Here is a 26,844-nt window from a genome sequence, read left to right as displayed (position 1 = left end):
AAGTGTATGGGCGCTTTAAACAGGTTTTGTAACTTATGTTTACTGGCGCGGATTCCTAAAATAGCGATCCCTTGTCTTGCCGCAGAGCTGCCCATGCCTGGCCCACGTCGTTTTCCGTTACCGTTGATCGCCGCTTTTTTTGCGTTGTACGTGATCTGGGGTTCTACCTACCTGGTTATCCGCATTGGCGTGGAGTACTGGCCGCCGTTGATGCTGGCGGGGATTCGCTTTTGTACGGCGGGGGCGCTGATGTATGGCTACTTGCGCTGGCGCGGGGTGCCGGCGCCGACCTGGGCGCAGTGGAAAGCCGCGGGCATGATCGGCATTTTGCTGCTGACGTTCGGCAATGGCGCCGTGAGTGTGGCTGAACACACCGGCGTGACCTCCGGCGTCGCCGCGCTGGCCGTGGCGACGGTGCCGCTGTTTACCTTGCTCTGTGGCTATTTCTGGGGCGCGCGTAATACCCGTCTGGAATGGGCCGGGGTGATTCTGGGGATGATCGGCATCGCCATGCTCAACATGGGCTCCAACCTGCAGTCGAGCCCGCTGGGCGCTGGGCTGCTGTTGTTCGCCGCCGCTTCCTGGGCGTTTGGTTCGGTCTGGAGCCGGCACTTGCCGTTGCCTCAGGGCGCCATGGCTAGCGCCGCCGAAATGCTGATCGCCGGTGTGGTGCTGTTGATCGGCAGCGCACTCAAGGGCGAACACCTGGAGGCGATGCCGCCGGTGGAAGGTTGGCTGGCCCTGGCTTACCTGACCGTGTTTGGCTCGATCATCGCCTTCAACGCTTATATGTACCTGCTCAAGCATGTGCGTCCGGCAGCGGCCACCAGCTATGCCTACGTCAACCCGGCCGTGGCGGTATTGCTGGGGATTGTGTTTGTCGGCGAGACCATCGGCCTGGAAGAAGCCCTGGCGATGCTCGTGATCATCAGCGCTGTGCTGTTGATCAGCCTGCCCCAGTGGCGTAAGCCGAAGCCGGAAATAAGGTAAACTGCCGCGCATTACGCCCTTGCGCTGAATTTTTCCTACGGTAAACACATGACTTTCGCCACACTTGGCCTGATCGAACCCTTGCTGCGCGCCCTTGAGGCGCTTGGCTACCAGACCCCGACGCCGGTGCAGGCGCAAGCCATTCCGGCGGTGCTGGCCGGTCGCGACCTGATGGCCGCGGCCCAGACCGGTACCGGCAAGACTGCCGGCTTTGCCGTGCCGCTCCTGCAACTGCTGACCATGGAAGGGCCGAAGGTCACCGCCAACTCGGTGCGTGCGCTGATCCTGTGCCCCACCCGCGAGTTGGCCGAGCAGGTTCACGCCAGCGTTGCCCAATACGCCGAACATCTGCCCCTGACCACCTACGCGGTGTATGGCGGGGTGAGCATCAACCCGCAGATGATGAAGCTGCGCAAGGGCGTCGACATTCTGGTTGCCACCCCTGGGCGCTTGATCGACCTGTTCCGCCAGAACGCGCTGAAACTCAATCAGCTGCAAACCCTGGTGCTGGATGAAGCCGACCGCATGCTCGACCTGGGCTTCTCGGAAGAACTGGCGAACATTTACCGCATGCTGCCGAAAAAGCGCCAGACCCTGCTGTTTTCCGCGACCTTCTCCGACGATATCCGCCTGCTGGCCGGGCAGATGCTCAATGACCCTTTGAGCATTGAAGTCAGCCCGCGCAACGTCGCCGCCAACACCGTCAAGCAATGGGTGGTGCCGGTGGACAAGAAGCGCAAGGCCGAGCTGTTTGTGCACCTGATGCGCAAGGGCAAGTGGAAGCAGGTACTGGTGTTCGCCAAGACCCGCAATGGCGTGGATGCGCTGGTAGATAAGCTACAAGGCTTGGGGATCAATGCCGACGGCATCCACGGCGACAAGCCACAAGCTACGCGCCAACGTGCCCTGGACCGCTTCAAGGCCAGCGATGTGCAGATCCTGGTGGCCACCGATGTGGCGGCCCGTGGTCTGGATATCGAAGATTTGCCGATGGTGGTCAACTTTGACCTGCCGATTGTCGCCGAGGATTACATCCACCGCATCGGCCGTACTGGCCGGGCTGGCAACACCGGCGAGGCGATTTCCCTGGTGTGTGCCGATGAAGTGAATATGCTTTCGGCCATCGAGATGCTGACCCGCCAGACCCTGACCCGCAAAATGGAACAGGACTTCGAACCGGAACACCGCGTGCCGGACACCGATGCCAGTGGCCAGGTGGTGAAGAAGCCGAAAAAACCGAAGAAGCCCAAGACCTCGGGTGGTGGCGGCAAGCGCAACCTGGGCAAGTGGGTGGAGAGCGGTGAAGTGGCGGCCGAGCCTTCGATCAAGCCGGTGCGCAAGGTGCCGGTCTTTAATACCGGGCCGCGTAAGAAGAAGTAATTCTTTGCTGCCTGTCAGGGCCTCATCGCAGGCAAGCCAGCTCCCACATTTTGAACTGTGAACCCATTCAAATGTGGGAGCTGGCTTGCCTGCGATGGCGGACCTGAGTTCGCCGCAACTATTGGCGTTGGAGCCATTCCAACACCCCGCGCCCCGCAGCCCGCCCACTGGCAAAACACCCCGTCAGCAAATACCCGCCCGTCGGCGCTTCCCAGTCCAGCATCTCTCCGGCACAGAACACTCCCGGCAATTGCTTGAGCATCAAGCGCTCATCCAGTGCCTCAAACGACACGCCGCCTGCGGTGCTGATGGCTTCGTCCATTGGCCGGGTTTTCACCAGGGGCAGCGGCAGAGCCTTGATATCGACGGCCAATTGCTGCGGGTCGTTGAAATGTTCGGCAGGCGCCAACTCGCGCAACAGCGCGGCCTTCACCCCATCCAACCCCAACTGACTGTGCAAATGCTTGCTCATCGAACGTGAGCCACGGGGTTTGGCCAGTGCCGCCTGCACCTTGTCCAGCGGCTTGCCCGGCAGCAGGTCGATATGCACGGTGGCTGAGCCGTCGCGGTTGATGGCTTCGCGAATCGGCGCCGACAGGGCGTAGATCAAACTGCCCTCGATACCGGTCGAGGTGATCACGCATTCGCCCAATCGGGGTTTGTCATCTGCCAAACCGATGGCGACGTTTTTCAGCGGTGCTCCGGCGAATTTGCTCACCATCAAGTCGCTCCAGGCTGTTACCTCGAAGCCACAGTTGCTCGGTTGCAGCGGGGCGTAAGGCACGCCTTGGGCTTCCAGCAACTTGAGCCAGGCGCCGTCGGAACCCAGGCGCGACCAACTGCCGCCGCCGAGCGCCAGGAGCACGGCATCGCTGTGGACAGTTTTCTCGCCATCCGGGCTGTGGATAATTAATCCGCCGTCGGCATTCCAGCCCTGCCAGCGGTGGCGGGTGTGGATAACTACCCCTTGGTCGCGCAAGCGCTTGAGCCAGGCGCGCAGCAGCGGCGCGGCTTTCATATCGGTGGGAAACACCCGGCCAGAGCTGCCGACAAAGGTTTCTATCCCCAGCCCATGGATCCATTCGCACAACGCCTCGGCGCCAAACTGGCGCAGCAAAGGGGCGATGTCGGGTGCGCGCTCGGCGTAGCGTGAGAGAAATGCCGGGTAGGCCTCGGAATGGGTGATGTTCATGCCGCCAACCCCGGCCAGCAGGAACTTGCGACCCACCGATGGCATGCCGTCATACAGGTCCACTCGGACCCCGGCCTGGCTCAATACTTCGGCGGCCATCAGCCCGGCGGGGCCGCCACCGATGATCGTGACGTGAGGGAGCTGGGCTGGGATCTGGGGCATGGCGGTGACTGCGGTTCGGCGAAGTAGGCCGAGCATTCTACCCGAGCACCGCGAAACTGCCTGATCAAAAAACGTACACGTTCCTACACCCTATGTGGCGTGTGCCTTGCAGGCGCTTACGCTCAACTTATCCACAGGCCGTTCCACAGGCATTGTGGGTAACGCACCCACACTTCAATGACAGCCTGATGATGTCCACACCCGTTGGGCACTGTGATGCAGGATGCCATGGCGACGGGCCAGGGCAGGGCGATCCTTGCTGTAGCCGCCGCCAATTACGCCCACCACCGGGATGTCGCGGCCCAGGCAATGGCGCATCACGCTTTCATCACGAGCGGCGACGCCTGCGTCTGTCAGCTTGAGATAACCCAGGGCGTCGTCCTTGTGCACATCGACACCCGCGTCATACAGCACCAGGTCGGGCTGGTAGAGCGGCAGCAGGTAGTTGAGGGCGTCGTCCACCACCTTGAGGTAGTCGGCATCGCCCATGCCCATGGGCAGCGGGATATCCCAGTCGCTGGTGGCCTTGCGCGCCGGGAAGTTCTTTTCGCAGTGCAGGGACACGGTAATGGCATCCGGCGTGTCGTGGAGGATGCGCGCGGTGCCATCGCCTTGATGCACGTCGCAGTCGAAGATCAGCACGCGGTTGACCCGCCCGCTGGCCAGCAGGTAGTGGCTGATCACCGCCAGGTCATTGAAGATGCAAAAGCCCGCCGGGTAGTCGTAGTGGGCGTGGTGGGTGCCGCCCGCCAGGTGGCAGGCCAGGCCGTGTTCCAGGGCCTGTTCGGCCGCCAGCAACGAGCCGCCGACCGCGCGCACGGTGCGCCGGGCCAGGGCTTCGCTCCAGGGCAGGCCCAGGCGCCGTTGGTCTTCGCGGGACAACTCACCGCTCATATAGCGTTCGATATAGCCAGGGTCATGGGCCAGGGCGAGGACCTCGGCCGGGCATAATTGTGGGCGCAGCAGTTGGCTGTCCTGGGTCAGGCCGCTGTCGACCAGGTGATCGCGCAGCAGCCGGAACTTGTCCATGGGGAAGCGATGATCCGCCGGGAACTCGGGGCTGTAGTCGTCGTGGTAGATCAGTGGCAAAGGCATGGCAATTTCTGACAGGAACCAGCGACGGATCTTAACAGCGCTGTACACTCACGCACATGGCAAGGGAGGGGAACGATGGAGCCGATACTCGAGTTGGAAAGCGCGCGCCTGGTGCTGCGCCAGTGGCGCGACAGCGATCTGCCGGCGTTTGCCCGGATGTGCGCCGATCCGCAGGTGATGCGCTATTTTCCGGCCCCCTTGGATCGCCTGGAAAGCGCGGCATTGATCGGGCGAATACGTGGGCATTTTGCCGAGTACGGCTTTGGCCTGTGGGCCCTGGAACGCAAGGACAGCGGCGAGTTTATCGGCCTGACGGGGTTGCTGAATGTCGGCTTTGACGCCGACTTCACCCCAGCGGTGGAAATAGGCTGGCGCCTGGCCCGCGAGCACTGGGGCCTGGGGTTTGCCAGTGAGGCGGCCTGGACCGCATTGCGCTGTGGTTTTGACCGTTTGCAGTTGGACGAGATAGTGGCCTTCACCACCGAGGCCAACTTGCCGTCGCAGAAAGTCATGCAGGCCATCGGCATGCATTACGATCCGGCCGCAGATTTTCAGCACCCCAGGCTCGCGGCGGACGATCCGCTGCGCCATCATGTGTTGTATCGCATCACCCGCGCCCAATGGTTGGACACGCTGCACGGATAAGCAGGCGGTAATACTTGTAGGAGCGGGCTTACTCGCGAAAAACGTCAACGATAACGCGCAGGGCCTGATACCCAGCGGCGTCTCTGGTTTTTTCGCGAGCATGCTCGCTCCTACAGTAGAAAATAGAAGGTAGAAACCGTTTTGCTCTGAGGAGAGTGTATGAGCCAAGTGTTGGAAGATCTGGTCGACTTGCTGACCCTGGAACCGATCGAAGAAAACCTCTTTCGCGGCCGCAGCCAGGACTTGGGCTTTCGCCAACTGTTCGGCGGCCAGGTATTGGGCCAGTCGCTGTCGGCGGCCAGCCAGACCGTCGAAGAAGCGCGGCATGTGCATTCGTTGCACGGCTATTTCCTGCGCCCTGGGGATGCCGGCCTGCCGGTGGTCTATCAAGTGGACCGGGTACGCGATGGCGGCAGCTTCAGCACGCGCCGGGTCACGGCGATCCAGAAGGGCAACCCGATCTTCACCTGCAGCGCCTCGTTCCAGTACGACGAGGAAGGCTTCGAGCATCAGACCACCATGCCGGTGGTGGTGGGGCCGGAGAACTTGCCGTCGGAGTTGGAATTGACCCAGCAACGGGCGCACCTGATTCCCGAAGCCATGCGCGAAAAACTGCTGTGCCCCAAGCCGATCGAAGTGCGGCCGGTGACCGAAAAAGACCCGTTCAACCCGCAGCCCACCGATCCGGTCAAATACGTGTGGTTCCGCGCCGATGGCGCCCTGGCCGACTTACCGGCGCTGCATAAATACCTGCTGGCCTATGCCTCGGACTTCGGCCTGCTGACCACCTCGTTGCTGCCCCATGGCAAGACGGTGTGGCAGAAGGATATGCAAGTGGCCAGCCTCGACCACGCGTTGTGGTTCCACGCCGATCTGCGCGCCGACGACTGGTTGCTGTACGCCATGGACAGCCCATGGGCCGGCAATTCCCGTGGCTTCTCCCGTGGCAGCGTGTATAACCGCGCCGGTCAACTGGTGGCCTCGGTGACTCAGGAAGGCTTGATCCGGCATCGCAAGGATTGGGCATGAGCCTGGCGCAGGTTAAACACTGGGTGTTTGATATGGACGGCACCCTGACTGTGGCTGTGCATGACTTCGCGGCGATCCGCGTGGCCCTGGACATTCCGCCTGCCGACGACATCCTCACCCATTTGGCGGCGTTGCCGGCGGCTGAAGCGGCGGCCAAGCATGCCTGGTTGCTGGAGCATGAACGCGAGCTGGCGCTGGGCTCGGTGGCAGCTGCGGGCGCGGTGGAATTGGTGCGGGACTTGGCGGCCCGAGGCTATCGCCTGGGGATCCTGACGCGCAATGCCCAGGAACTGGCTCACATTACCTTGCAGGCCATCGGCCTGGCGGACTGTTTTGCCGTGGAAGATGTGTTGGGCCGCGACGACGCCCCGCCCAAGCCGGACCCCGGTGGCCTGCTGAAACTGGCGCAGGCCTGGGACGTGGCCCCCGGCGAGATGGTGATGGTGGGTGACTATCGCTTCGACCTCGATTGCGGGCGGGCGGCGGGGACGCGGACGGTGTTGGTGAACGTGCCGGAAAACCCATGGCCGGAATTGGCCGATTGGCACGCCAGGGACTGCGCGGCATTACGCCAGATGATCTAAAGCAAGCATCAAAAATCAAATGTGGGAGCGGGCTTGCTCGCGAAAGCGGTGTGTCAGTCGGCACATGCATCAACTGACAGGCTGCTTTCGCGAGCAAGCCCGCTCCCACATTTTTGATTGGGTTTTGTCTGACGGATTAGTGGAACAGGACCGCCTGCCCCTGCGGCGAGGTGAACATCTTGTCGCCGTCATGCCCAACCCCTGGCACTTCAACCAACCGCTGGCTCAACTGCGGATGGCGTTGCTTGAGGTAGTTGAAATAGTTGTGCCCGCGAATCAGCCGGTAGGCGCCCTGGGTCTCGGCTGCGCAGCTTTTGTCCAGGGCCGGATGGTTGGGGTCTGTGTCCTGCTGGCCGAGCAGGTAGGTGATTTCGCGCGCGGCGTAGGCTTTTTCCAGTTGCTCGGGGCTTTGGCCGTTGGCGTAGGCCGGCAGCTTTTGCATGCCGTACTTCCAGTCGTTGAATCCTGAGCAACTGGCCGGCGCGAATTGCACCGGGCGTTGCGGGCTGAAGTAGGCATAGGACGACGGGTTGGCAATCACATAGCGCAGGCTGATCCCCGCCGCTTGCAGGGCCGGGTGGTCATGGCCGGTCAGGGCAAAGCGTTGCACCACCTGGCCACCCCCGGAATGCCCGGCGATCACTATTTCTTTGAGGGCCGGGAATAGTTTGCGGTTGCCCAGGTGCTTGATGATTTGGTCCAGGGCACCGTAGGAGCTGATCTGGCCATGGCCGATTGACGACTCGCCCGCCATCCAGGCATTACCGTGCCAGCGCAGCACGCTGTCGCCCAAGTGATGGCGCTGGACATCGGCGTCGTTGAGGAACTGCGGCGCGATCACCAGGGTATTGGCACTTTGCCCGGCGTGGGCGGCGGCGTCTTTGGCGCTTTTGAGGTAGGTCTGGGCGTTGCGCAGCCGGCCATGCACGATAATCAATGCGCGGGTGACCTGTGGCAGCGGCTGGCGCCAGTCCTGGCTAAGGCCCAGGCTCAGGTCGCCGGCTTGCAGGGTGAATCGATCGGGGCTGATCACCTTGACCGCCTGCCCGGCGGCCAGGGTGGCGGTCGAGCAGGTGATCAGCAGGCCCAGCAGCCATCCGCAGCGTTTATTCATTTACAGACTCTTGGCCGAAAACGTGTCGCATTGGCTGATCTGGCCCTGGGCAAACCCGGTCTTGAACCAGCGCACGCGCTGTTGCGAAGTGCCATGGGTGAACGAGTCCGGTACTACGCGGCCTTGGCCCTGCTGCTGCAAGCGGTCATCGCCGATGGCGTTGGCAGCGTTCAGCGCCTCTTCGATATCACCCGGCTCCAGCCAGTTCAGGCGTTTTTGCGCACGGTTGGCCCAGACCCCGGCGAAGCAGTCGGCTTGCAGTTCCTGGCGGACCAGCAGGCCACCATCGCCTTGCATCTGCCGGCCTTGCTGGCGCGCGACCTGGATTTTCGACGAAATCCCCAGCAGGGTTTGCACGTGGTGACCCACTTCGTGGGCGATCACATAAGCCTGGGCAAAATCGCCGGCCGCCTGGAAGCGTTGGGACATTTCCCGGAAGAAGTCCAGGTCCAGGTAGACCTGCTGGTCGGCCGGGCAATAGAACGGGCCGCTGGCGGAGGTGGCGCCGCCGCAGGCGGAATTCACTCGGCCACGGAACAGGATCAGCTTGGGATTCTTGTAGGCCAGGCCGTTTTCCTGGAACACCTGGCCCCAGGTGTCTTCGGTATCGCCCAGCACGGCACGCACGAAGTCCGCCTGTTCATCGTTGGCCGGTGGTGCCTGGCGTGTTTGCGGGCTGACCGAGGGGGCTTGCTCGGTCATCTGGCCGCTCAGTTGCCCGAGGATTTGCATCGGGTCCTGGCCGGTCAGCAGGCCGATGCCGACGATCAGCACGATAGCGGTCAGGCTCAGGCCCTTGCCGCCGCCAAAGCGCATGCCGCCGCCACCGCCGCCGTCATTACGCGCGTCGACCACGTTGTCGCTGCGCCGACCCTTTTTCCATAGCATGTGGCAATCCTCTTGATGATCGTTATGTAGGGGCGAGCTTGCTCGCGAAAAACGCAAAGGCACCGCGTTAAACCAGGCATGCGGCGTTAGCGTTAACGACTTTCGCGAGCAAGCTCGCTCCTACAGTAATCGGGGTTGTGGTGATTGAGTATGGCCGTTATTCGCGGCAATACCCTTCGCCCGTATTGACCACCAGGCAATCTTTTTTATCAGCCAGCCATTTCAAACCGGTCGCGGCACCGTCGCCGGCGCGCAGCACTTGCGGGCCGTCGGGGCGGTTGAAGATGATGCCGTCTTCGCCGGCCTCGCCCTTGAAGGTGCCGGAGGCATCTGCATCAAGGCCGTATTGCATGGTCAGCAGGTAGTGCCCGCGGCCAATGCTGTCGTCTTTGCTGACCGTCAGGTGCAGGCCTTCGACGCCGATCCATTTGCCGACCCATTTGTCGGTGGGCAGGGTTTCCGGGACCAGGGTCGCCTGCACCGAGGGCGGCGCCGGCTTCGGGGCCTCGGGGGCTTTATCGCAGGCGCTGAGCAGGGCGAGGGTCGAAAGGAGCAACAGGGATTTTTTCATGGAGTGGGCCTTGGTTAAAAAGCGTGCAATGGCAGGCTGGCGTGCAGCGTTGGACTGGGTTTGGGCAATTTAGTGCGCTGATCGCCCGCTGTTTGGTTATGCTCTTGAGACCGATGCACCACCCGCTCTAGATTAGCGCGTTGAGTGCCACTGCTTGCGGCGGTCATTTCAGCCTGTCACGCACGAGAATTCAATGACCCTCAGCACCCCTCTTTCCGGCGTCAACCATCCCTTCAAGGGCATCGCGCTGATTGTACTGGCGACGCTCCTGTTTTCCAGCCATGACGCCTTGTCCAAGTACCTGGCCGGGTTCTATCCCATCGTGATGGTGGTGTGGGCCCGCTACATGGTGCATACGCTGCTGATGGCGGGGATTTTCCTGCCGCAATCGGGCTTGCGCGTGCTGCGCAGCAAACGCCCGTTGTTGCAGGTCGCCAGGGCCCTGTGCCTGCTGGGTACCAGCCTGTTTTTTACCGCAGCCTTGCATTACATCCCGCTGGCGGAAGCCACGGCGGTGAACTTTCTCGCGCCGATCCTGGTGACGGCCCTGTCGGTGCCGCTGCTGGGCGAGCATGTGACGCGGGGCCAATGGCTGGCGGTGATCTGCGGGTTTGTCGGGGTGATCATCATCGTGCATCCCGGTGGTGAGTTGTTCACCCCGGCGGTGTTGTTGCCCTTGGTCTCGGCGTTGTTCTTCTGTTTCTACCAACTGCTGACCCGCATCCTCAGCCAGTACGACAGCCCGACCACCAGCAACTTCTTCGCCGGCCTGTGCAACACCTTGGTGATGAGCGCGCTGGTGCCGTTCTTCTGGGAGGTGCCAACCCTGGGTCATGGCCTGTTGATGCTGGCGCTGGGCAGTTGCGGGATGACCGCGCACTTGATGCTGACCCAGGCCTTCCGCTTCGCTGCGCCGGCCTTGCTGGCGCCGTTCGGCTATTGCCAGATCGTGTTTGCGGGGTTATTGGGCTGGCTGGTGTTCAACCACACCCCGGACCTGACCACGGTGGTCGGGATCGGAGTGATCTGCCTGAGCGGGTTGGCCGCTGCCTGGCAGCAGCGGCGGCGGTGAGTCAGACCTCGACCGTCGGAATCTTGCGCGGCGCCATGAAGTACATCCAGGTCAGGGCGAGGAAGTACATCGCCGGGATCAGGGTGAACAGCACGGTGTAGTTGTTGTTGGTCACGGTCAGGATATGGCCGACGATCTGCGTCATGAACATCCCGCCGATGGCCGCGCACATCCCGCCAAAACCGAACACCGTGCTCATCATGTGCTTGGGCGTGTAGTCCATCACCAGGCTCCAGATATTGGCGGTCCAGGCCTGGTGTGCGCCGATGGCCAGGGAGATGGCAAACACCGCGACCCATAGCTGGCTGGAGCCTGCAGCCATGATCACGCCGACGATGCAGCAGGCAAACAGCAGCATCGACAGCAAGCGCGCCTTGATCGGCTGCATGCCGCGACCGATGAGGAACGAGGACAGAATCCCGCCGCCCACGCTGCCGAAGTCCGCCGTCAGGTAGATGATGATCAGCGGGATGCCCATCTGGGTCACGTTGATCCCCAGGTTGTATTGCTGGTTGAGAAACGGCGGCAGCCAGTACAGGTAGAACCAGAACACCGGGGCGGTCAGGGCGTAGGCAATGGCGAAGGCCCATGTGCCGCGCATGCGCAGGATACGGCTGAAGGGCACGCGAGGTTGTTCCGGCTCGACTTCCTGTTGCACGTAGTCCAGTTCCGATTGCTTCACGCTCGGATGGTCTTCGGGGTTGTAGTACTTCAGGCCCCAGAACACCAGCCAGACCCCACCCAGCGCCGCCATGCACAGGAAGGCAGCCTGCCAACCCCACACATGCAGCACCAGCGGCAACAGCATCGGGGTCATCATGGCGCCGACGTTGGTGCCGGCGTTGAAGATGCCGGTGGCCACCGCGCGCTCACCGGCGGGGAACCACAGGCGGGTGGTCTTGACGCAGGCGGGGTAGTTGGCCGCTTCGGTCAGGCCGAGGATAAAGCGGCAAACCATAAAGCCCACCGCCGAGGTCGCCAGGCCGTGGGCGCCGGTGGCGATGCTCCACAGCAGCACCGCGCAGAAGAACACGCGCTTGACGCCGACCCGATCGATCAACCGGCCTTGCAAGACAAAACCAATGGCGTAGCCGACCTGGAACCAGAAGTTGATGTTGGCGTAGTCCATCGCCGTCCAGCTCATCTCCTTGGCCAGGATCGGCTGCATCACGCCCAGGGCGGCACGGTCGATGTAGTTCAGGGTGGTGGCGAAAAACACCAGGGCCAGCATGCCCCAGCGGGTTTTGCCGACGGCGAGGGCGCCGCGAATCTTGTCGCCAATGGCCGCTTGCGGGTTGCCGGGGCGCGGGGCCACGGCGGAATTTTGCGAAGGCATGAGAGGTACCCGTTTTTGAAATTTTTATGGTGTGTTCTGGGTCGTGATCACAGGTGCGCGCCAACAAAAAACGGCCCTGGATGCGCAATCGATGGTGCGCAGCGGCTAAAAAATCGTCAATTCACCAATCGCCATTGTGTTCGATAATCGCCCATAAAACTAACCGGTTGGTACATTTTAAATTGCTGCTTTATCGCGCGCGGCCAATAATTTGCCGCAAATAAGACCAGCCTTCATTGCCGGGAGTCACCCCATGCAACGTTCCATCGCCACTGTTTCCCTGAGCGGCACCCTGCCGGAAAAGCTCGAAGCCATTGCTGCGGCCGGGTTTGATGGGGTGGAAATCTTCGAGAACGACTTGCTGTATTACGACGGCAGCCCCCGTGAGGTGCGGCAGATGTGTGCCGACCTGGGTATTGCCATCACGTTGTTCCAGCCGTTTCGTGACTTTGAAGGATGCCGCCGCGATCGCCTGGTGCGCAACCTGGAGCGCGCCGAGCGCAAGTTCGACCTGATGCAGGAGCTGGGCACTGACCTGGTGCTGGTGTGCAGCAATGCCTCGGCGGACTCGACGGGCGAGCATTCGATCCTGCGTGATGACCTCGGCCTGCTGGCCGAACACGCCGGCCGCCGTGGCTTGCGCATTGGCTATGAAGCCTTGGCCTGGGGGCGGCACGTCAACACCTGGCAACAGGTCTGGCAACTGGTGCGCGAGATCGATCACCCCAGCCTCGGGGTGTTGCTGGACAGTTTTCATACCTTGTCACTCAAAGGCGATCCGACGGCGATCGCCCAGATCCCTGGCGATAAGATCTTTTTTGTGCAAATGGCCGACGCGCCGATCCTGGCCATGGACGTGCTGGAGTGGAGCCGGCACTTTCGCTGCTTCCCCGGCCAGGGCGAGTTCGACCTGCCGGGCTTTCTCGCGCCGATCATCCAGAGTGGCTACACCGGGCCGCTGTCCCTGGAGATTTTCAACGATGGCTTTCGCGCCGCGCCCACCCGGGCCAACGCGGCGGATGGTTTGCGGTCGTTGCTGTACCTGGAAGAGAAGACCCGCCAACGCCTGGAAAAACAGGCCGCGCCGGTGGATATCCTGTTTGAGACCCCAGCCGCCAGCGAGTACGACGGCATCGAGTTCCTGGAATTCGCGGTGGATGAAAACCTTGGCGCCCGGTTGACCCAGTGGCTGCAACGCCTGGGCTTCGTCAAGGCTGGGCAGCACCGCTCCAAGAGCGTCAGCCTGCTGCGCCAGGGCGATATCAACCTGATCCTCAACTGCGAGCCTTACTCCTTTGCCCACAACTTTTTCGAGGCCCATGGCCCGTCGTTGTGCGCTACGGCGATGCGCGTCAAGGACAGCGCCAAGGCCCTGGAACGGGCGGTGGCCTACAAGGGCCAACCTTATCGCGGCCTGGTCGGGCCCAATGAACTGGAGCTGGCGGCGGTCCGCGCGCCGGATGGCAGCCTGATCTACCTGGTGGACCAGCACGCGGGCGGGATCTACGACACCGATTTCAACCTGCAGGCCGCCAACACCAGCGGCGGCGGCTTGCTGCGCATCGACCATATGGCCATGGCCCTGCCGGCCGACAGCCTCGACAGTTGGGTGCTGTTCTACAAGAGCCTGTTGGATTTCGAGGCCGACGACGAGGTGGTGCTGCCGGACCCCTACGGCCTGGTCAAGAGCCGGGCGCTGCGTAGCCGCTGCAGCTCGATCCGCCTGCCGCTGAATATTTCCGAGAACCGCAATACGGCGATTTCCCACGCGCTATCGAGCTACCGTGGCTCCGGGGTGCATCACATTGCCTTCGATTGTGCGGATATTTTCGCCGAGGTCAGCCGGGCCAAAGAGGCGGGCGTGCCGCTGCTGGATATCCCGCTCAATTATTACGATGACCTCGCGGCGCGGTTTGATTTCGACGATCAGTTCCTCAGCGAACTGGCGTACTACAACGTGTTGTACGACCGTGACGCCCAGGGCGGTGAGCTGTTTCATGTGTACACCGAGCCCTTCGAAGGACGGTTTTTCTTCGAGATTATCCAGCGCAAGAACGGGTACGCCGGCTATGGCGCCGCCAACGTGGCGGTACGCCTGGCGGCGATGGCCAAGTCGCGCAGTGGGGCGTTGCGCCAGGCCAAGTTGTAGGGTGTTGGCGCTTCCTTCGTGAGACCTGGCGGCCCATAATCACGGCCTGCATAAATGGCCGTGAGCGCACCATGACCCCGACGTCCGAACTGCCCGTCGCCCCCGTGGCGCCGCGCAAGAGTCGCAAGAACAACCCGGAAAAGACCCGCGAGAACATTTTGCAAGAGGCCATTGCAGAGTTCGTGCAGCAGGGGCTTTCCGGAGCGCGGGTGGACGCTATCGCCGAGCGCATCCACACCTCCAAACGCATGATCTATTACTACTTCGGCAGTAAGGAGCAGTTGTACGTCGAGGTCCTGGAAAAACTCTACGGTGATATCCGCAACACCGAGACGCGGATGAACCTCACCGCGCTGGAGCCGCGGGAAGCGATTCGGCGCCTGGTGGAGTTCACCTTCGACCACCATGACCAGAATGTGGATTTTGTGCGGATCGTCAGCATCGAGAACATTCACAACGCCGAGTATGTGAAACAGTCGGATGCGATCAAGGCGATGAACAGCAATATCCTCGAAGCGCTGGGCGCGACCTTGCGCCGGGGGGCGGAACTGGGGGTGTTTCGCGCAGGGCTGGAGCCGTTGGATGTGCATTTACTGATCAATTCGTTCAGCTTTTACCGGGTGTCCAACCGGCATACTTTCAGTGAGATCTTTCAGATCGAATTGTCGGATGACGCGATCAAGCAACGGCATCGCGCGATGATCTGCGAGTCGGTGCTGCGTTACCTGCAGGCCTGATCCACCGCCGAATTCAATGTGGTGCGGGCTTGTGTGGGAGCAGGCAAGCCTGCTCCCACATTAGGAACCGGTTTCTACAGTGAAGTATTCATGCTCTGGAAATGATCGAGCATCCTTTGTGCATCTGCTTTCTTGCCACTGAACAACTCAAACGCCTTCACCGCCTGGAACACGGCCATATTGCCCCCATCCAGCGTGCGACAGCCCAAGGCCCGGGCCGTGCGCAGCAGTTCGGTTTCCAGCGGGAAGTAGACGATTTCCGCGACCCACAGCGCAGCGCGTAGCAACCGCGCTGGCACTGGCATGCCCGGCAGCTTGGCCATGCCCATGGGCGTGGTATTGACCAGGCCGTCAGCCGCCGCCATCGCGCTGTCCAGATCACTGCCGGCCTGCGCGCGGCCGGGGCCGAAATGCTGGTTGAGGTTATCCGCCAGGCTTTGCGCGCGCCCATGGTCCACATCGAAAATACTCAACTGCCCCACACCCTCGGCCAACAGTGCGTGGGCCACTGCTGCGCCCGCGCCACCGGCCCCCATCTGCACCACACGCTGGCGCGCAGCCTCATGCAGGCCACGGCGAAATCCTTCGGCAAAACCCAGGCAATCGGTGTTGTGGCCGATGCGCTTGCCGTCGCGCCAGATCACGGTGTTGACCGCACCGATGCCCCGCGCTTCGGGCGACAGTTCATCGAGCAGCGCCAGGATCACTTGCTTGCATGGGTAGGTGATGTTCAACCCGGTGAAGTTCATCTGTTCGGCGGCCGTGAGCAAGTCGGGCAGGGCGCTGCTGTCCATGTGCAACTGATCGAGGTCGATCAGGCGATACAGGTAGCGCAAGCCCTGGGCATCGCCTTCCTGCTCATGCAGGGCCGGCGTGCGGGAGGCCTGGATGCCGGCACCGATCAGGCCGGCGAGGATGCGTGGCTTCATTTGAGCACCCGGCTGAAATGCTCAAGGGCCAAGTGATAGCCGTGGCTGCCAAACCCGGCGAGCACGGCCTTGGCGATAGGGGAAACAAAGGAGTGATGGCGGAAGGGTTCACGGGCGTGCACGTTGGAAAGATGCACTTCGATCACCGGCAGTTCACTGGCCACCAAGGCGTCGCGGATGGCCACTGAGGTGTGGGTCCAGGCCGCCGGGTTGATCACGATCCCGGCACAACGGGCGCGGGCCCCGTGGATCCAGTCCAGCAGTTCGCCTTCGTGGTTGGTCTGGCGAAACTCCAGTTTCAACCCCAATTGTTCGGCGCTGCGCCCGCACAGCGCGGCGACGTCGGCCAGGGTCTCGTGGCCATAGGTGGCCGGTTCGCGGGTGCCAAGCAGGTTCAGGTTAGGGCCGTTGAGGACCAGCACGATAGGCGCCATGGAAATGTCTCCACTGTTGTTTTTATTGATGGAGACAAAATGTACTGAATGGTTAATTTGGTCAATTGGCCAAACGCCGCACGGTGTATAACCGTTCGATTATCGAACGCTGAATAAAAGCTGGCGAGACCACTCAAGAGTTGATATCAATTGAAAATCATTCTCGACAACGCTTAAGATGCGCGCCTGTTTCCTTTACACCCCCAGGGAGTCGGTTTGTCGGACGTGGATCTCAAGGGCCTGTTTCTCAAGCATGCCGATACCCTGCGTCGGTATCTGCTGCGCAAGGTGCGGGACCCTCAGTTGGCTGCGGACCTGGTGCAGGAGAGCTTCTTGCGCCTGGCACAAAAGCCGTCCAGCGAGCGGATCGACAACTCCCAGGGCTATCTCTACCGCACGGCGAGCAATCTGCTGATCGACCATATCCGCCAGGAAGCACGGCGCAAGACCGACTCCGTGCCCCATGAGGCGTTGGCCGAGATTGAAGATGAAGTGGCCGGGTTGGAGGCTCAGGCAATGGCGCAGCAACAACGACAGGCATTGAAGCAGGCGTTGGCGGAACTGCCGGAGCGCACCCAGCAGATTTTCCGCCTGAACCGCGTCGAAGGCATGACCCATGCCCAGGTCGCGCGGCATCTTGAAATTTCCGACAGTTCAGTGCAAAAGCATCTGGCCAAGGCGCTGGCGCATGTCATACAGCGTTTGCGGGAGGGCGATGTGACGCCATCCGACGAATGAATTACTGAAAAAATGCTGCTCAAACGTCACTGTTTCATACAACGAGAATTCGAGACTCACACGTGAATAGCCAGGAGTCGCAACAGCCCAGCATTACCGAGGTCGCCGCCGATTGGGCGGTGCGCCTGCATGCGGGGGGGCTGGATGTGCAGGAACATGCCGCACTGCAACGCTGGATCGACAGCGACAGTCGCCACGCCGCAGAACTGGAGTTTGCCCAGCAGACCTGGGCGGCCCTGGGTGAACTGCAACTGGATGCGCCGGTGCATCGCCAGCGTCCACCACCTGCTGGCGTGGCACCGCGTCGCGCCCAGCGTCGGCGAACCTGGCGCGTGGCTGCGAGTGTCGCGCTGTTACTGGTGGTCGCCGGTGTTGGCTGGTTGCAGGGGCCGCAAGCCTTGCTGCAGATGCAGGCCGACTACCTGACCGCCAAGGGCGAAGTGCGCATGGTCCGCCTGATTGACGGCAGCACTGTGGAGCTGGATTCCTCCAGCGCCATCCGCCTGGACTTCGACGGCGAGCAGCGGCGGATCAGCCTGTTGGCCGGCTCGGCGATTTTTGACGTGGCGCCCATGGTCGGGCAGGAAACCCGGCCATTCGTGGTGCAGAGTGCCGGCGGCCAAACCCGGGCGCTGGGCACGCGCTTTGTGGTCGGTCGCGAGGCCGACGACCAGGCGTGGGTGGGCGTGCTGCAACACAGCGTGGCGCTGACCCAACAAGACCGAGCGCAAACCACGGTCCTCCACGAAGGGCAGGCCGCCCGCTACAGGGCGCAGGATGGTGTGAGCGGCTTGCCAGATTTTGACCTGGCGCGGGCCACCAGTTGGCGGCGTGGGGTGCTGGTGTTCGATCGCCAGCCGCTGGCCAAGGTGGTTGAAGAACTCAATCGCTACCGCCCCGGCCGGGTGGTATTGAGCAATGCCGACCTGGCCAATCGTGAAGTCAGCGCGGTGTTCCGCCTCGACATGCTGGACCAGGCGCTGGGCACCTTGACCGAAGAGTTGCAGGTGCGACGCTTTGATCTGGCGGGCGTCAGCCTGATCTACTGACCTACCGCAAACCTCCCTGTGAACGGGCGCTTGTGTGTGGGCGCTGGCTTGCCTGCATCGCCGGCAAGCCAGCTCCTACACAAGCCCGCATTCCTGGCTGATCTTCAAACAATTTTCAGAAACACTTACTGAGTCTCTATCCCTGACGCGTCTTGCTAATCGAGAAGTATTCGCATAAACAAAAAACGCTCAGCGAAGGGATCACCACAATGTCTGCAATCACCAAAGGGCGCACCACTGGCAGCCGGTTGGCCCTGGCCATTCACTTGGCTCTGTTTGCCACTGCAGGGCAGGCCTACGCCGCTGCCCCCGTGGCCGGCGCTTCGCAGCCTGCGACGCTGATGTTCGATATTCCCGCCCAACCTCTGGGCGGCGCAGTCCTGGCCTTTGCCGACCAGGCCGGCCTGCAGGTGCTGTTCGACAGCCCGCGCCTGCAAGGCCTCAGCAGCACCGCGCTCAAGGGCCAGTACAGTGTCCAGGAAGGCCTGGGACGCTTGTTGGGCAGCGCGCCGGTGGAGTATCGCTTTACCGGCGCACGCCAGGTCACCCTCAATCGCGTGAGTGTCGAACAGGACGGCGCGTTGACTGTCGGTACCACCACCATCCATGCCAATACCAACGGCAAGCCCAGTGACTGGGTGTATGAAACGCCGCGCTCGGTAGCGGTGATCACCCGCGAGCAGATCGACAAGCGCCCACCCCGGCACGCCGCCGACATGCTTGAAGAAACCGCCGGCGTCTACACCGCCGTCAATCAGCGTGACCCTGGCCTGTCGGTGAATATCCGTGGGGTGCAGGACTACGGCCGGGTCAATATGAACATCGATGGCATGCGCCAGAACTTCAACGTCAACGGCCACCAGCAACGCAACGGCACGATGGTGATCGACCCGGAGTTTGTCTCCAGCATCGAGATCGACAAAGGCAGCCAGTCGGGCATGGGCGGCGCGGCGGTGCTCGGCGGGATCGCGTCTTTCAAGACCCTGGACGCCAGTGAGTTTTTGGCCGATGGCAAGGAGTACGGCGGGCGTCTGCGCGCGGGTAACGGCATCGGTAAACTGGGTAACGGCACCCACTTCAACGGCAGCGGCGTGTTTGCCTTTGGCGATGAGCGTGGCGATGTACTGCTGGGTTATAGCGAGCGACACTTTGGCGATTACCGCGCCGGTACCCACAACGATCAGAAACTGGGCACCAACCTGCGCGCGCGCAAATACCAACCCGAAGCGTTTGACGATTGGTTGAACAGCGAAGTCGGCGACATGGGCAGCGTGACCCGCTCGCAGATCGTCAAGCTGGGCCTGAACCTGCCCAACGACCAGCGTGTGCAACTGAGCTACCTGCAAAGCGACAGCGACAGTAACGACGCGTGGGCCTATACCGCCGACGATGCGCAAAGCGTTTACTACCAGCGTGTGAGCAAGAACAACCTCAACGCCAAGAACGTCGCGCTGGACTACAGCTACACCCCGGACAACCCACTGATCGACTTCAAGGCCAAGGCGTACTACGTCACGACGCAATTGGAGCGGACCAATGCGCCGAACCTGGCGACGCCGGGCACGGGCAACGAGGTCGGCGGCTACACCGATCACTTCCAGACCGACACCTGGGGCTTGCAGGCCGACAACACCTCACGCTTCGATTTCAATACGTTGGGGCGAGTCAGCTGGAACTACGGCCTGGAGATGTACCAGGACGAATTCAAACCGCGCAGCAACAAGGTCGAGGCGGTCAACCTCCAGGGGTTGCTGCCGTACGTCGAAGGCGCCACCCCTGGCGGCAAGCGCACCATCGCCAGCCTGTTCAATAACCTGCAATACGAATACGACAACTGGCTGACCCTGGATGCCGGCCTGCGGTACGACCGCTACCGGCTTGAAGGCCAGACCGGGATGACCCTCTACAAACGTGACCGTTTCTACAACAGCCTGGTGGGCGCCAAGCGGGTGGCCGAGGTGTTTGATATCGACAATGAAGAGGGGCACTTCTCGCCCACCTTTGGCATCGGTATCAAGCCTGGGCTGGAGTGGATGCAACTCTATGCGCGCTGGGGCAAGGGCTGGCGCCCGCCGGCAGTCACCGAGACCTTCATGACCGGTCGGCCCCATGGCGGCAGCTCGTCAGAGCGGGTGTTTCCCAACCCTTATCTGAAGGCTGAAGAGTCGCGGGATTGGGAAATGGGGGTCAACGTGTTCAAGGAAGGGCTGTTTTTCAACGACGACCGCCTGGGCATCAAGGTCGCCTACTTCGATACCAAGATCGAAAACTTCTCGTTCCTCAACCACAGCGTCAGCTTGCCGGAAACCAGCGTTGGCGGTTTCCTGGGGACCATGGCCTACGTCAACAACACTGCACCGACGCGCTTTCGCGGCATGGAATACCAGCTCAACTACGACATGGGCCGGGCCTACGCCAACCTGAGCTACACCCATATGATCGGCAGTAACGACTTCTGCTCGAAAAACTATTACATGGGCGGAGCCAAGACCAGCGGGCCGAGGACTACGCGTATCGAATCCTACATTCGTCCCGACGGCCGTCCGGGGGTCAGGCCCGTCACCACTTATGAGGTGCTGGATGATGAGGTTGCCAACAACAAAGAGAGCTGCGGCCGGATCATGGGCAACGCTACCTATATGCCAGCGGATCGCGGCTCGCTGACGCTGGGCGCGCGGTTTCTGGAAAAACGCCTGGATACCGGGGTGCGGGTGCGCTACAGCTCGGGTAACGGTGCCAACCTCAACCAGCAGGGCTACGACTTCATCGACCAGGCGCTGTGGCCGCAATACACCCTCTACGACCTGTACGCCAGTTACTGGATGACCGACCACCTGAACCTTGGCCTGGCCTTGGAAAACGCCACCGACGAAGCCTATTTCGTGGCCATGGGCGATGCCAACAACCTCAGCCTGGCGCGCGGCCGCACGCTGAGCGGGATGCTCGAATACCGGTTTTGAGCCCCCGCAAGTCCTGGGCATTCGCGGTTACAACCCGGCATTTGAAGCCGTGCCAATCGTTACTAGTCTGTGAGGCAGTCCTGGCATTTGGAAGGAGCCGGCTGTCGGTTGGTGCCCGATCGGGCGCCGGCGGGTAATAAATAACCTAACGGATGGGTTACGATGAGAGTAGGCGCTTACAAGGGACATGTGATTGCAGTGTTGCTCAGGGATGAGCATTGCCCGCCCCACGTACATGTCATGGGCAAGGACTGGGATGCGCGTTTTCGTTTCAGCTTTCTGGATGGGAACGTGGTGTTGTGGGATGTGGATCCTGAGCGGCGGTGCCCCTCCAGTAGCGTTCTGGAGGGCATTCGCCAGACGTTGATGCAGCAGCATTATCTGGCGCGGGCACGAAGGATCTGGTGGGAGAAGCTGCAAACGGTCTGCCTGGACAACCACTCCTGGGATTGGGAGGCCGATGAGGTTGTGCCGGGGCTGGTCATCCGGCCGGGGGTCTACGTGATTGCCAGTGCCCGGCACGATGTTGCGGGGCGGCGAACCATTTTGAATCTGGTGAGGGCGCCAGGATCCGTGGAGATTGAGTTATGAAAAGTGTAAAAGCCAAAGTACGGCCCGATGTCCCGATCACTGAGGCCGACATCGATAAGGCTGTAGCCCGTGGGCGCAAGCTCAAGCGGGTGTACGCCAACGCCAGTTCGGTGAGTTACGCAGACGACTGCATTTGCATTGGCTTCAGCGACGGTAGCCGCATCATGTTGCCAGTGGCCGGTCTTACGGAGTTCGAAGGTTTTTCTGTAGAGGACTTTCGGGCACTGGAGGTCGGGTTTGGTGGCAAGGCGCTGTGCTGTGAAGCCCGTGACCTGCATGTATCGATCACAGGCCTGATCGCCACCAGCCAGCCGTTGATGGACCTGGCTGCGAGCATGGTGGCATCGCGTAATGGCCGTAAAACCAGTGCCGCCAAGTCCGAGGCCGCCCGCGCCAATGGCAAGAAGGGCGGTCGGCCGCGTAAGGAAGAATAAGCCGGGGGATAGCCGCCAATCTAATGTGTACGGGCTTATGTGGGAGCGGGCTTGCTCGCGAATGCGGTAGGTCAGCCAACTACTTGGCAACTGATCCACCGCATTCGCGAGCAAGCCCGCTCCCACATAAGCCCCACATTTTTGGATCTGCTATGGCCTAAAGGGTTAGCGCCGGGTCAGCAGCACGCCCGATTCCATATGGTGGGTCCACGGGAACTGGTCGAACATCGCGCAGCGGGTGATGCGGTGGGTGTCGTGCAGTTGTGCAATGTTCGCCGCCAACGTTTCCGGGTTGCAGGAGATGTACAGGATGTTCTCGAAGCGCCGGGTCAACTCGCAGGTGTCCGGGTCCATGCCGGCACGGGGCGGGTCGACGAAGACGCTGCCGAACTCGTAGCTCTTGAGGTCGATACCGTGCAGGCGTCGGAACGGCCGCACTTCGTTCAGGGCTTCGGTCAGTTCTTCGGCGGACAGGCGTACCAGGGTCACGTTATCCACCGCGTTTTCATCGAGATTGCTCAAGGCAGCATTGACCGACGTCTTGCTGATCTCGGTGGCCAGCACCTTGCGCACGCGGGTCGCCAGGGGCAGGGTGAAGTTGCCGTTACCGCAATACAACTCCAGCAGGTCATCACTGCGATCGCCCAGGGCGTCATAGGCCCAGTTGAGCATCTTCTGGTTCACCGTACCGTTGGGCTGGGTGAAGGCGCCTTCGGGCTGGCGATAACTGAAGGTGCGACCGCCGACAGCGAGTTTCTCGACCACGTAGTCGTGGCCAATCACATCGCGCTTGCCCTTGGAGCGGCCGATGATGCTGACGTTCAGGTCGGCCGCCAGCTTGTTGGCAGCGGTGTGCCAATGCTCGTCCAGCGGGCGGTGATAGCACAGAGTGATCATCGCGTCACCGGCCAGGGTGGTGAGGAACTCCACCTGGAACAGCTTGTGGCTCAGGGCGGCGCTGGCTTGCCAGGCGGCCTTGAGTTGCGGCATCAACTGGTTGATACGCAAGCTGGCGATGGGGAACTCTTCGATCAGGATCGGCGTGCGCTTGTCGTCCTGGGAAAACATCGCGTAGTGGCGCTGGCCGTCTTCGCGCCACAGGCGGAACTCGGCGCGCAGGCGGAAGTTCTGCAGGGGCGAATCGAACACCTGCGGCTCGGGCGCGTCGAACGGCGCGAGCAGGTCACGCAAGCGCGTGACCTTTTCTTGCAGTTGCAGGGCGTAACTTGCTGCGTCAAAAGTCATGCGGGGAACCAGCCTAGCTTGATCACGAACAGGATCGACAGGATCACCAGCGCTGGGTTGAGTTCACGGTAGCGGCCCGTAAGCAGCTTGATACCGGTCCAGGCGATGAAGCCGAAGGCGATGCCATTGGCGATGGAGTAAGTGAAGGGCATCGCCAGGGCGGTGATCACCACCGGTGCGGCAACAGTAATATCGTCCCAGTCGATTTCCGCCAGGCCCGAGGTCATCAGCACCGCGACAAACAGCAGCGCGGGAGCGGTGGCAAACGCCGGGACGCTGGCCGCCAGTGGCGAGAAGAACAGCGCCAGCAGGAACATGATCGCCACCACGATGGCGGTCAGGCCAGTGCGGCCACCAGCGCTCACGCCAGCAGCAGACTCGATGTAGCTGGTGGTGGTCGAGGTGCCCAGCAGCGAACCGGCCATGGCCGCGGTGCTGTCTGCGATCAGCGCGCGCCCCATTTTCGGCATGTGGCCATCCTTGCCCATCAGGCCCGCGCGCTTGGCGACGCCGATCAGGGTGCCGGAGTTGTCGAACAGATCAACGAACAGAAAGGCGAAGATCACGCTGATCAAGCCTACGTCGAGGGCGCCGGCGATATCCAGTTGCAGGAAGGTCGGGGCCAGGGACGGAGGCATCGAAACCACGCCGCCGAATGGGGTCACGCCGAGCGCGATGGCCGCGACGGTCACCGCAAGGATGCCGATCAACACCGCGCCGCGCACCTTCAGGGCTTCCAGGGCCACGATCAGGAAAAAGCCCAGGGTGGCCAGGATCGGTGCAGGTTTGGCCAGGTCGCCCATGCCCAGCATGGTCGCCGGGTTGCTGACCACGATCCCGGCGTTATGCAGGGCGATCAGCGCCAGGAACAGGCCGATACCGGCGGCAATTGCCGAACGCAGGGGCAGGGGGATGGCATTGATGATCCACTCGCGGATGCGGAAGATCGACAGCAGGAAAAACAGCACGGCGGAGATAAACACCGCGCCGAGCGCCACTTGCCAAGTATGCCCCAGATGCAGCACTACGGTGTAGGTAAAGAAGGCGTTCAGGCCCATGCCCGGTGCCAGGGCAATCGGGTAGTTGGCGATCAGGCCCATGATCGTCGAGCCGATGGCCGCCGCCAGGCAGGTGGCGACAAACAGCGCGCCCTTGTCCATACCGGTCTCGCCGAGGATGCTCGGGTTGACGAACAGGATGTAGGCCATGGCCAGGAATGTCGTGATACCGGCCAGAATCTCGGTACGCACGTTGGTGTTGTGTGCCTTGAGTTGAAACAGCTTTTCCAGCATGCCTGCTCCCTGTGGCGCGCTTGGCGCCGTGATTTGTTGACCTCAAAGTCAAAGCACAAACTGCGCCAAGCGCCGCGTGTTTTCTACAGAGGATCGGAAAAAGCGGCGCATCATACCAGCAGGTCGACGGCCTGTGGCGCCCGGCCTCGGTTTTGTTGAGTGTGGCCTTGAGGCATACTCCGTCGACGTTCAGTCCGGGGTCATCCAAAGCATGAAAAAAGCCATCGCGTGGAGTCTAGCTCCGTTCGCCTGCATTGGCCTGTGGCTGGCGGCGGCACCGGCGTGGGGCGCGCCTGCACCGGCCTTGAGCGAGGTGCGGGTGTTCCAGGTGCAATCCCAGGCGTGCAAGGAGACCGTCGCCGAAGGCGTCGACAGCACCCGGCAGTGCCAGCACCGCGGGCCGACGCGGGTCTCGGTGATGGAAGTGGGGCTGGGCAATAACGCCATCGCCACCTTTGATGGGGCGCGGCTTGCGGGGCAAAAGACGGCGATTTGCCAGGTGGGCTCCATCAGCCAGGCCTGCAATGGCGCCGGCACGTTGATGGGCTACATCTATGTATTTGACGTGGATATCCGCGCCGCGGGCTGGTTCGAGTACAGCAACACGTCGATCAATGTGCCGCGCAATACCCTGAAGACTCAGTTGCGCATCCAATGATGACCCCCTGTAGGAGCCGGCAAGCCGGCTCCTACAGGTTCAGGGCGTTTCGGCCGGGGTATGCATGCGATCCCGCTTGGCCAGCGTCGGGAACAGCTTGATCCACACCCCGGTCACCACCAGCGTTCCGACCCCGCCCAGCACCACGGCGGGCACCGTGCCCAGCCAGTGGGCGGTGACGCCGGACTCGAACTCGCCCAACTGATTGGACGCGCCGATAAACAAGCCATTGACTGCACTGACCCGCCCGCGCATTTCATCGGGGGTTTCCAGTTGCACGAATGAGGCGCGGATCACCATGCTGATCATGTCCGCCGCCCCCAGCACCACCAGCACCGCCAACGAGAACCAGAAGGAGGTGGACAGGCCAAAGGCAATCGTCGCCACGCCAAACACCCCGACGGCAGTAAACATCACGCGGCCCACATGCCGGTCCACGGCAAACCGCGCCAGCCACAACGACATCAGCAGCGCGCCCACCGCTGGCGCCGAACGCAGCAGCCCCAAGCCCCAGGGGCCGGTCAGCAGGATGTCCTTGGCGAACACCGGCAACAACGCCGTGGCGCCGCCCAGCAGCACCGCAAACAGGTCCAGGGAAATCGCCCCGAGGATGTCTGGGCGGCTGCGGATAAAGCGGATCCCCGCCAGCAACGAATCCAGCGTCGCCTTGCCCTTGTTCAGTGGGGTCTGCCGGGCGGGCAGGTTGAGGGTCAGCAGGCAGGCAATCAGGTACAGCAATACCGTCGGGCCATACACCCATGCGCTGCCGAAGGCATAGAGCAGGCCGCCCAGTGCCGGCGCGACGATGGTTGCCGATTGCTGGGCTGACTGCGCCGCCGCCACCGCCCGTGGGAACAGGGCAGTGGGCACGATGCTTGGCAGCAGGGCCTGGGTGGTGGGCAGCTCGAAGGAGCGGGCCGCGCCCAGCAGGAAGGCCAGGATAAAAATCATCTCGCGGGTGATATTGTCCGTCAGGCTGCCAACGACCAGCGCCAGGGCGATTAACGCCTGCAGCGTCTGGCAGATGGCGGCGACTCTGCGTCGTTCGTAGCGATCGGCCACATGCCCGGTGTGCAGCATGAACAGCACCCGCGGCACAAACTCCACCAGGCCCACCAACCCCAGGTCCAGCACATTGCCGGTCAGTTGGTAGAGGTTCCAGCCGATGGCCACCGTGAGCATCTGGAAGCCACTGGCGGTAAAGATCCGGGCCAGCCAAAACGCAATAAACGGGCGGTGATGACGTAACAGCAGCGGGGTTTCACTGGGCATCGGCAAGCACTGGACTGAACCTGGGAAGCGCCGAGATTAGCATCAAGCTGTAACAAATAGTTGCTGCCAAGGAAATATCCTTAGCAAGGCATCTATTTCGCTGAGTCATCCTGTCACGCGGCAAAAGACCACACAGTCCAAGCCGGAAAATGGGACTACTCTTTCATCGTTGCTTGATCCAGATCAATGCTGATTGGAGCGTTGGTGTGGCGGCCAGAAGGCCAGAATCCCAACGTGGTTGGTAAAAAAAGAACGAATTGCAATTCGCCACACTCCATATCCGTGGGGGCAGTGGGTG

General features: G+C 61.9%; 25 protein-coding genes. 14 read left to right on the top strand and 11 right to left on the bottom strand.

Features of this window, described 5'->3' with window-relative positions; genetic code table 11:
- Positions 1 to 93 precede the first annotated feature (93 nt).
- Both yedA and GDV60_RS23555 read left to right on the top strand, forming a co-directional pair.
- On the top strand, positions 94 to 990 hold the full coding sequence (yedA, locus tag GDV60_RS23560) for a drug/metabolite exporter YedA (RefSeq protein WP_029292188.1): 897 nt from the start codon (positions 94 to 96) through the stop codon (positions 988 to 990).
- Positions 991 to 1,038: 48 nt separating this feature from the next.
- The gene (locus tag GDV60_RS23555; protein ID WP_070994178.1) at positions 1,039 to 2,370 is read left to right on the top strand and encodes a DEAD/DEAH box helicase; all 1,332 of its coding nucleotides are present in this window, start codon (positions 1,039 to 1,041) and stop codon (positions 2,368 to 2,370) included.
- 118 nt (positions 2,371 to 2,488) lie between these two features.
- Here the strand turns inward: GDV60_RS23555 and GDV60_RS23550 are convergent, their stop codons facing one another.
- Positions 2,489 to 3,724 carry a TIGR03862 family flavoprotein gene (locus GDV60_RS23550; RefSeq protein WP_133714645.1) on the bottom strand — a complete coding sequence of 412 codons (1,236 nt, stop codon included), beginning with the start codon at positions 3,722 to 3,724 and terminating at the stop codon, positions 2,489 to 2,491.
- Positions 3,725 to 3,898: 174 nt separating this feature from the next.
- Complete coding sequence (locus GDV60_RS23545) at positions 3,899 to 4,819, bottom strand: histone deacetylase (RefSeq protein ID WP_029292181.1); 921 nt, start codon at positions 4,817 to 4,819, stop codon at positions 3,899 to 3,901.
- Positions 4,820 to 4,894: 75 nt separating this feature from the next.
- Here GDV60_RS23545 and GDV60_RS23540 point away from each other — a divergent pair, with 75 nt between their 5' ends.
- From GDV60_RS23540 to GDV60_RS23530, 3 genes are all read left to right on the top strand, one after another.
- Positions 4,895 to 5,464: a GNAT family N-acetyltransferase gene (locus GDV60_RS23540; protein ID WP_070994176.1), complete on the top strand. Its 570-nt coding sequence runs from the start codon at positions 4,895 to 4,897 to the stop codon at positions 5,462 to 5,464.
- A 159-nt stretch (positions 5,465 to 5,623) separates the two neighbouring features.
- Complete coding sequence (gene tesB, locus GDV60_RS23535; RefSeq protein WP_029292178.1) at positions 5,624 to 6,493, top strand: acyl-CoA thioesterase II; 870 nt, start codon at positions 5,624 to 5,626, stop codon at positions 6,491 to 6,493.
- Positions 6,490 to 7,077, top strand: a complete 588-nt coding sequence (locus tag GDV60_RS23530) for an HAD family hydrolase (protein WP_029292176.1) — start codon at positions 6,490 to 6,492, stop codon at positions 7,075 to 7,077. Before tesB ends, GDV60_RS23530 begins: the two co-directional genes overlap by 4 nt.
- 136 nt (positions 7,078 to 7,213) lie before the next feature.
- Here the strand turns inward: GDV60_RS23530 and GDV60_RS23525 are convergent, their stop codons facing one another.
- The 3 genes from GDV60_RS23525 to GDV60_RS23515 all read right to left on the bottom strand — a co-directional run bounded on the left by GDV60_RS23525 (position 7,214) and on the right by GDV60_RS23515 (position 9,650).
- Positions 7,214 to 8,191, bottom strand: a complete 978-nt coding sequence (locus GDV60_RS23525) for a hypothetical protein (protein ID WP_029292174.1) — start codon at positions 8,189 to 8,191, stop codon at positions 7,214 to 7,216.
- Positions 8,192 to 9,079, bottom strand: coding sequence for a neutral zinc metallopeptidase (locus GDV60_RS23520; protein ID WP_029292172.1), 888 nt, complete (start codon positions 9,077 to 9,079; stop codon positions 8,192 to 8,194).
- 157 nt (positions 9,080 to 9,236) lie between these two features.
- Complete coding sequence (locus GDV60_RS23515) at positions 9,237 to 9,650, bottom strand: hypothetical protein (protein ID WP_029292170.1); 414 nt, start codon at positions 9,648 to 9,650, stop codon at positions 9,237 to 9,239.
- A gap of 193 nt (positions 9,651 to 9,843) precedes the next feature.
- Between GDV60_RS23515 and GDV60_RS23510 the strand changes: the two genes are divergently transcribed.
- Complete coding sequence (locus GDV60_RS23510; protein ID WP_032861818.1) at positions 9,844 to 10,722, top strand: DMT family transporter; 879 nt, start codon at positions 9,844 to 9,846, stop codon at positions 10,720 to 10,722.
- A 1-nt stretch (position 10,723) separates the two neighbouring features.
- Here GDV60_RS23510 and GDV60_RS23505 read toward each other — a convergent pair whose 3' ends face one another.
- Positions 10,724 to 12,058, bottom strand: a complete 1,335-nt coding sequence (locus GDV60_RS23505) for an MFS transporter (RefSeq protein WP_029292168.1) — start codon at positions 12,056 to 12,058, stop codon at positions 10,724 to 10,726.
- Positions 12,059 to 12,311: 253 nt separating this feature from the next.
- On the opposite strand from GDV60_RS23505, the gene quiC reads away from it, so the two are divergent.
- Complete coding sequence (gene quiC / locus GDV60_RS23500; RefSeq protein ID WP_159908897.1) at positions 12,312 to 14,207, top strand: 3-dehydroshikimate dehydratase QuiC; 1,896 nt, start codon at positions 12,312 to 12,314, stop codon at positions 14,205 to 14,207.
- 71 nt (positions 14,208 to 14,278) lie between these two features.
- The gene (locus tag GDV60_RS23495) at positions 14,279 to 14,944 is read left to right on the top strand and encodes a TetR/AcrR family transcriptional regulator (RefSeq protein ID WP_029292164.1); all 666 of its coding nucleotides are present in this window, start codon (positions 14,279 to 14,281) and stop codon (positions 14,942 to 14,944) included.
- A gap of 74 nt (positions 14,945 to 15,018) precedes the next feature.
- Here the strand turns inward: GDV60_RS23495 and GDV60_RS23490 are convergent, their stop codons facing one another.
- Positions 15,019 to 15,873 carry a shikimate dehydrogenase gene (locus GDV60_RS23490; RefSeq protein ID WP_029292162.1) on the bottom strand — a complete coding sequence of 285 codons (855 nt, stop codon included), beginning with the start codon at positions 15,871 to 15,873 and terminating at the stop codon, positions 15,019 to 15,021.
- A complete protein-coding gene (gene aroQ / locus GDV60_RS23485) occupies positions 15,870 to 16,307 on the bottom strand; it encodes a type II 3-dehydroquinate dehydratase (protein ID WP_029292159.1) in 438 nt (145 codons plus the stop codon). The genes GDV60_RS23490 and aroQ overlap by 4 nt, the downstream gene beginning before the upstream one ends.
- Before the next feature lie 216 nt (positions 16,308 to 16,523).
- Between aroQ and GDV60_RS23480 the strand changes: the two genes are divergently transcribed.
- The 5 genes from GDV60_RS23480 to GDV60_RS23460 all read left to right on the top strand — a co-directional run bounded on the left by GDV60_RS23480 (position 16,524) and on the right by GDV60_RS23460 (position 22,079).
- On the top strand, positions 16,524 to 17,045 hold the full coding sequence (locus GDV60_RS23480; RefSeq protein ID WP_029292158.1) for an RNA polymerase sigma factor: 522 nt from the start codon (positions 16,524 to 16,526) through the stop codon (positions 17,043 to 17,045).
- A gap of 62 nt (positions 17,046 to 17,107) precedes the next feature.
- On the top strand, positions 17,108 to 18,094 hold the full coding sequence (locus tag GDV60_RS23475) for a FecR family protein (RefSeq protein ID WP_159908895.1): 987 nt from the start codon (positions 17,108 to 17,110) through the stop codon (positions 18,092 to 18,094).
- Between the two features lie 209 nt (positions 18,095 to 18,303).
- A complete protein-coding gene (locus tag GDV60_RS23470) occupies positions 18,304 to 21,054 on the top strand; it encodes a TonB-dependent receptor (RefSeq protein ID WP_133714640.1) in 2,751 nt (916 codons plus the stop codon).
- A 162-nt stretch (positions 21,055 to 21,216) separates the two neighbouring features.
- A complete protein-coding gene (locus GDV60_RS23465; protein WP_070994169.1) occupies positions 21,217 to 21,645 on the top strand; it encodes a DUF4160 domain-containing protein in 429 nt (142 codons plus the stop codon).
- Positions 21,642 to 22,079, top strand: a complete 438-nt coding sequence (locus tag GDV60_RS23460; RefSeq protein WP_092230561.1) for a DUF2442 domain-containing protein — start codon at positions 21,642 to 21,644, stop codon at positions 22,077 to 22,079. Before GDV60_RS23465 ends, GDV60_RS23460 begins: the two co-directional genes overlap by 4 nt.
- A 165-nt stretch (positions 22,080 to 22,244) precedes the next feature.
- On the opposite strand, the gene trmA is transcribed toward GDV60_RS23460, so the two are convergent.
- Both trmA and GDV60_RS23450 read right to left on the bottom strand, forming a co-directional pair.
- Positions 22,245 to 23,324, bottom strand: a complete 1,080-nt coding sequence (gene trmA / locus GDV60_RS23455) for a tRNA (uridine(54)-C5)-methyltransferase TrmA (protein WP_029292149.1) — start codon at positions 23,322 to 23,324, stop codon at positions 22,245 to 22,247.
- A complete protein-coding gene (locus GDV60_RS23450) occupies positions 23,321 to 24,616 on the bottom strand; it encodes an NCS2 family permease (protein WP_029292147.1) in 1,296 nt (431 codons plus the stop codon). The genes trmA and GDV60_RS23450 overlap by 4 nt, the downstream gene beginning before the upstream one ends.
- Before the next feature lie 211 nt (positions 24,617 to 24,827).
- On the opposite strand from GDV60_RS23450, the gene GDV60_RS23445 reads away from it, so the two are divergent.
- Positions 24,828 to 25,274, top strand: coding sequence for a DUF4879 domain-containing protein (locus GDV60_RS23445; RefSeq protein ID WP_154906569.1), 447 nt, complete (start codon positions 24,828 to 24,830; stop codon positions 25,272 to 25,274).
- A 39-nt stretch (positions 25,275 to 25,313) separates the two neighbouring features.
- Here the strand turns inward: GDV60_RS23445 and GDV60_RS23440 are convergent, their stop codons facing one another.
- On the bottom strand, positions 25,314 to 26,546 hold the full coding sequence (locus tag GDV60_RS23440; RefSeq protein ID WP_159908893.1) for an MFS transporter: 1,233 nt from the start codon (positions 26,544 to 26,546) through the stop codon (positions 25,314 to 25,316).
- Positions 26,547 to 26,844 lie beyond the last annotated feature (298 nt).

Source organism: Pseudomonas sp. DTU12.1, from assembly GCF_009873475.1.
GTDB classification, from domain to species: domain Bacteria; phylum Pseudomonadota; class Gammaproteobacteria; order Pseudomonadales; family Pseudomonadaceae; genus Aquipseudomonas; species Aquipseudomonas proteolytica.
Note: the sequence above shows the minus strand (reverse complement) of the source record. Positions and strands in the feature narration are given on the sequence as shown.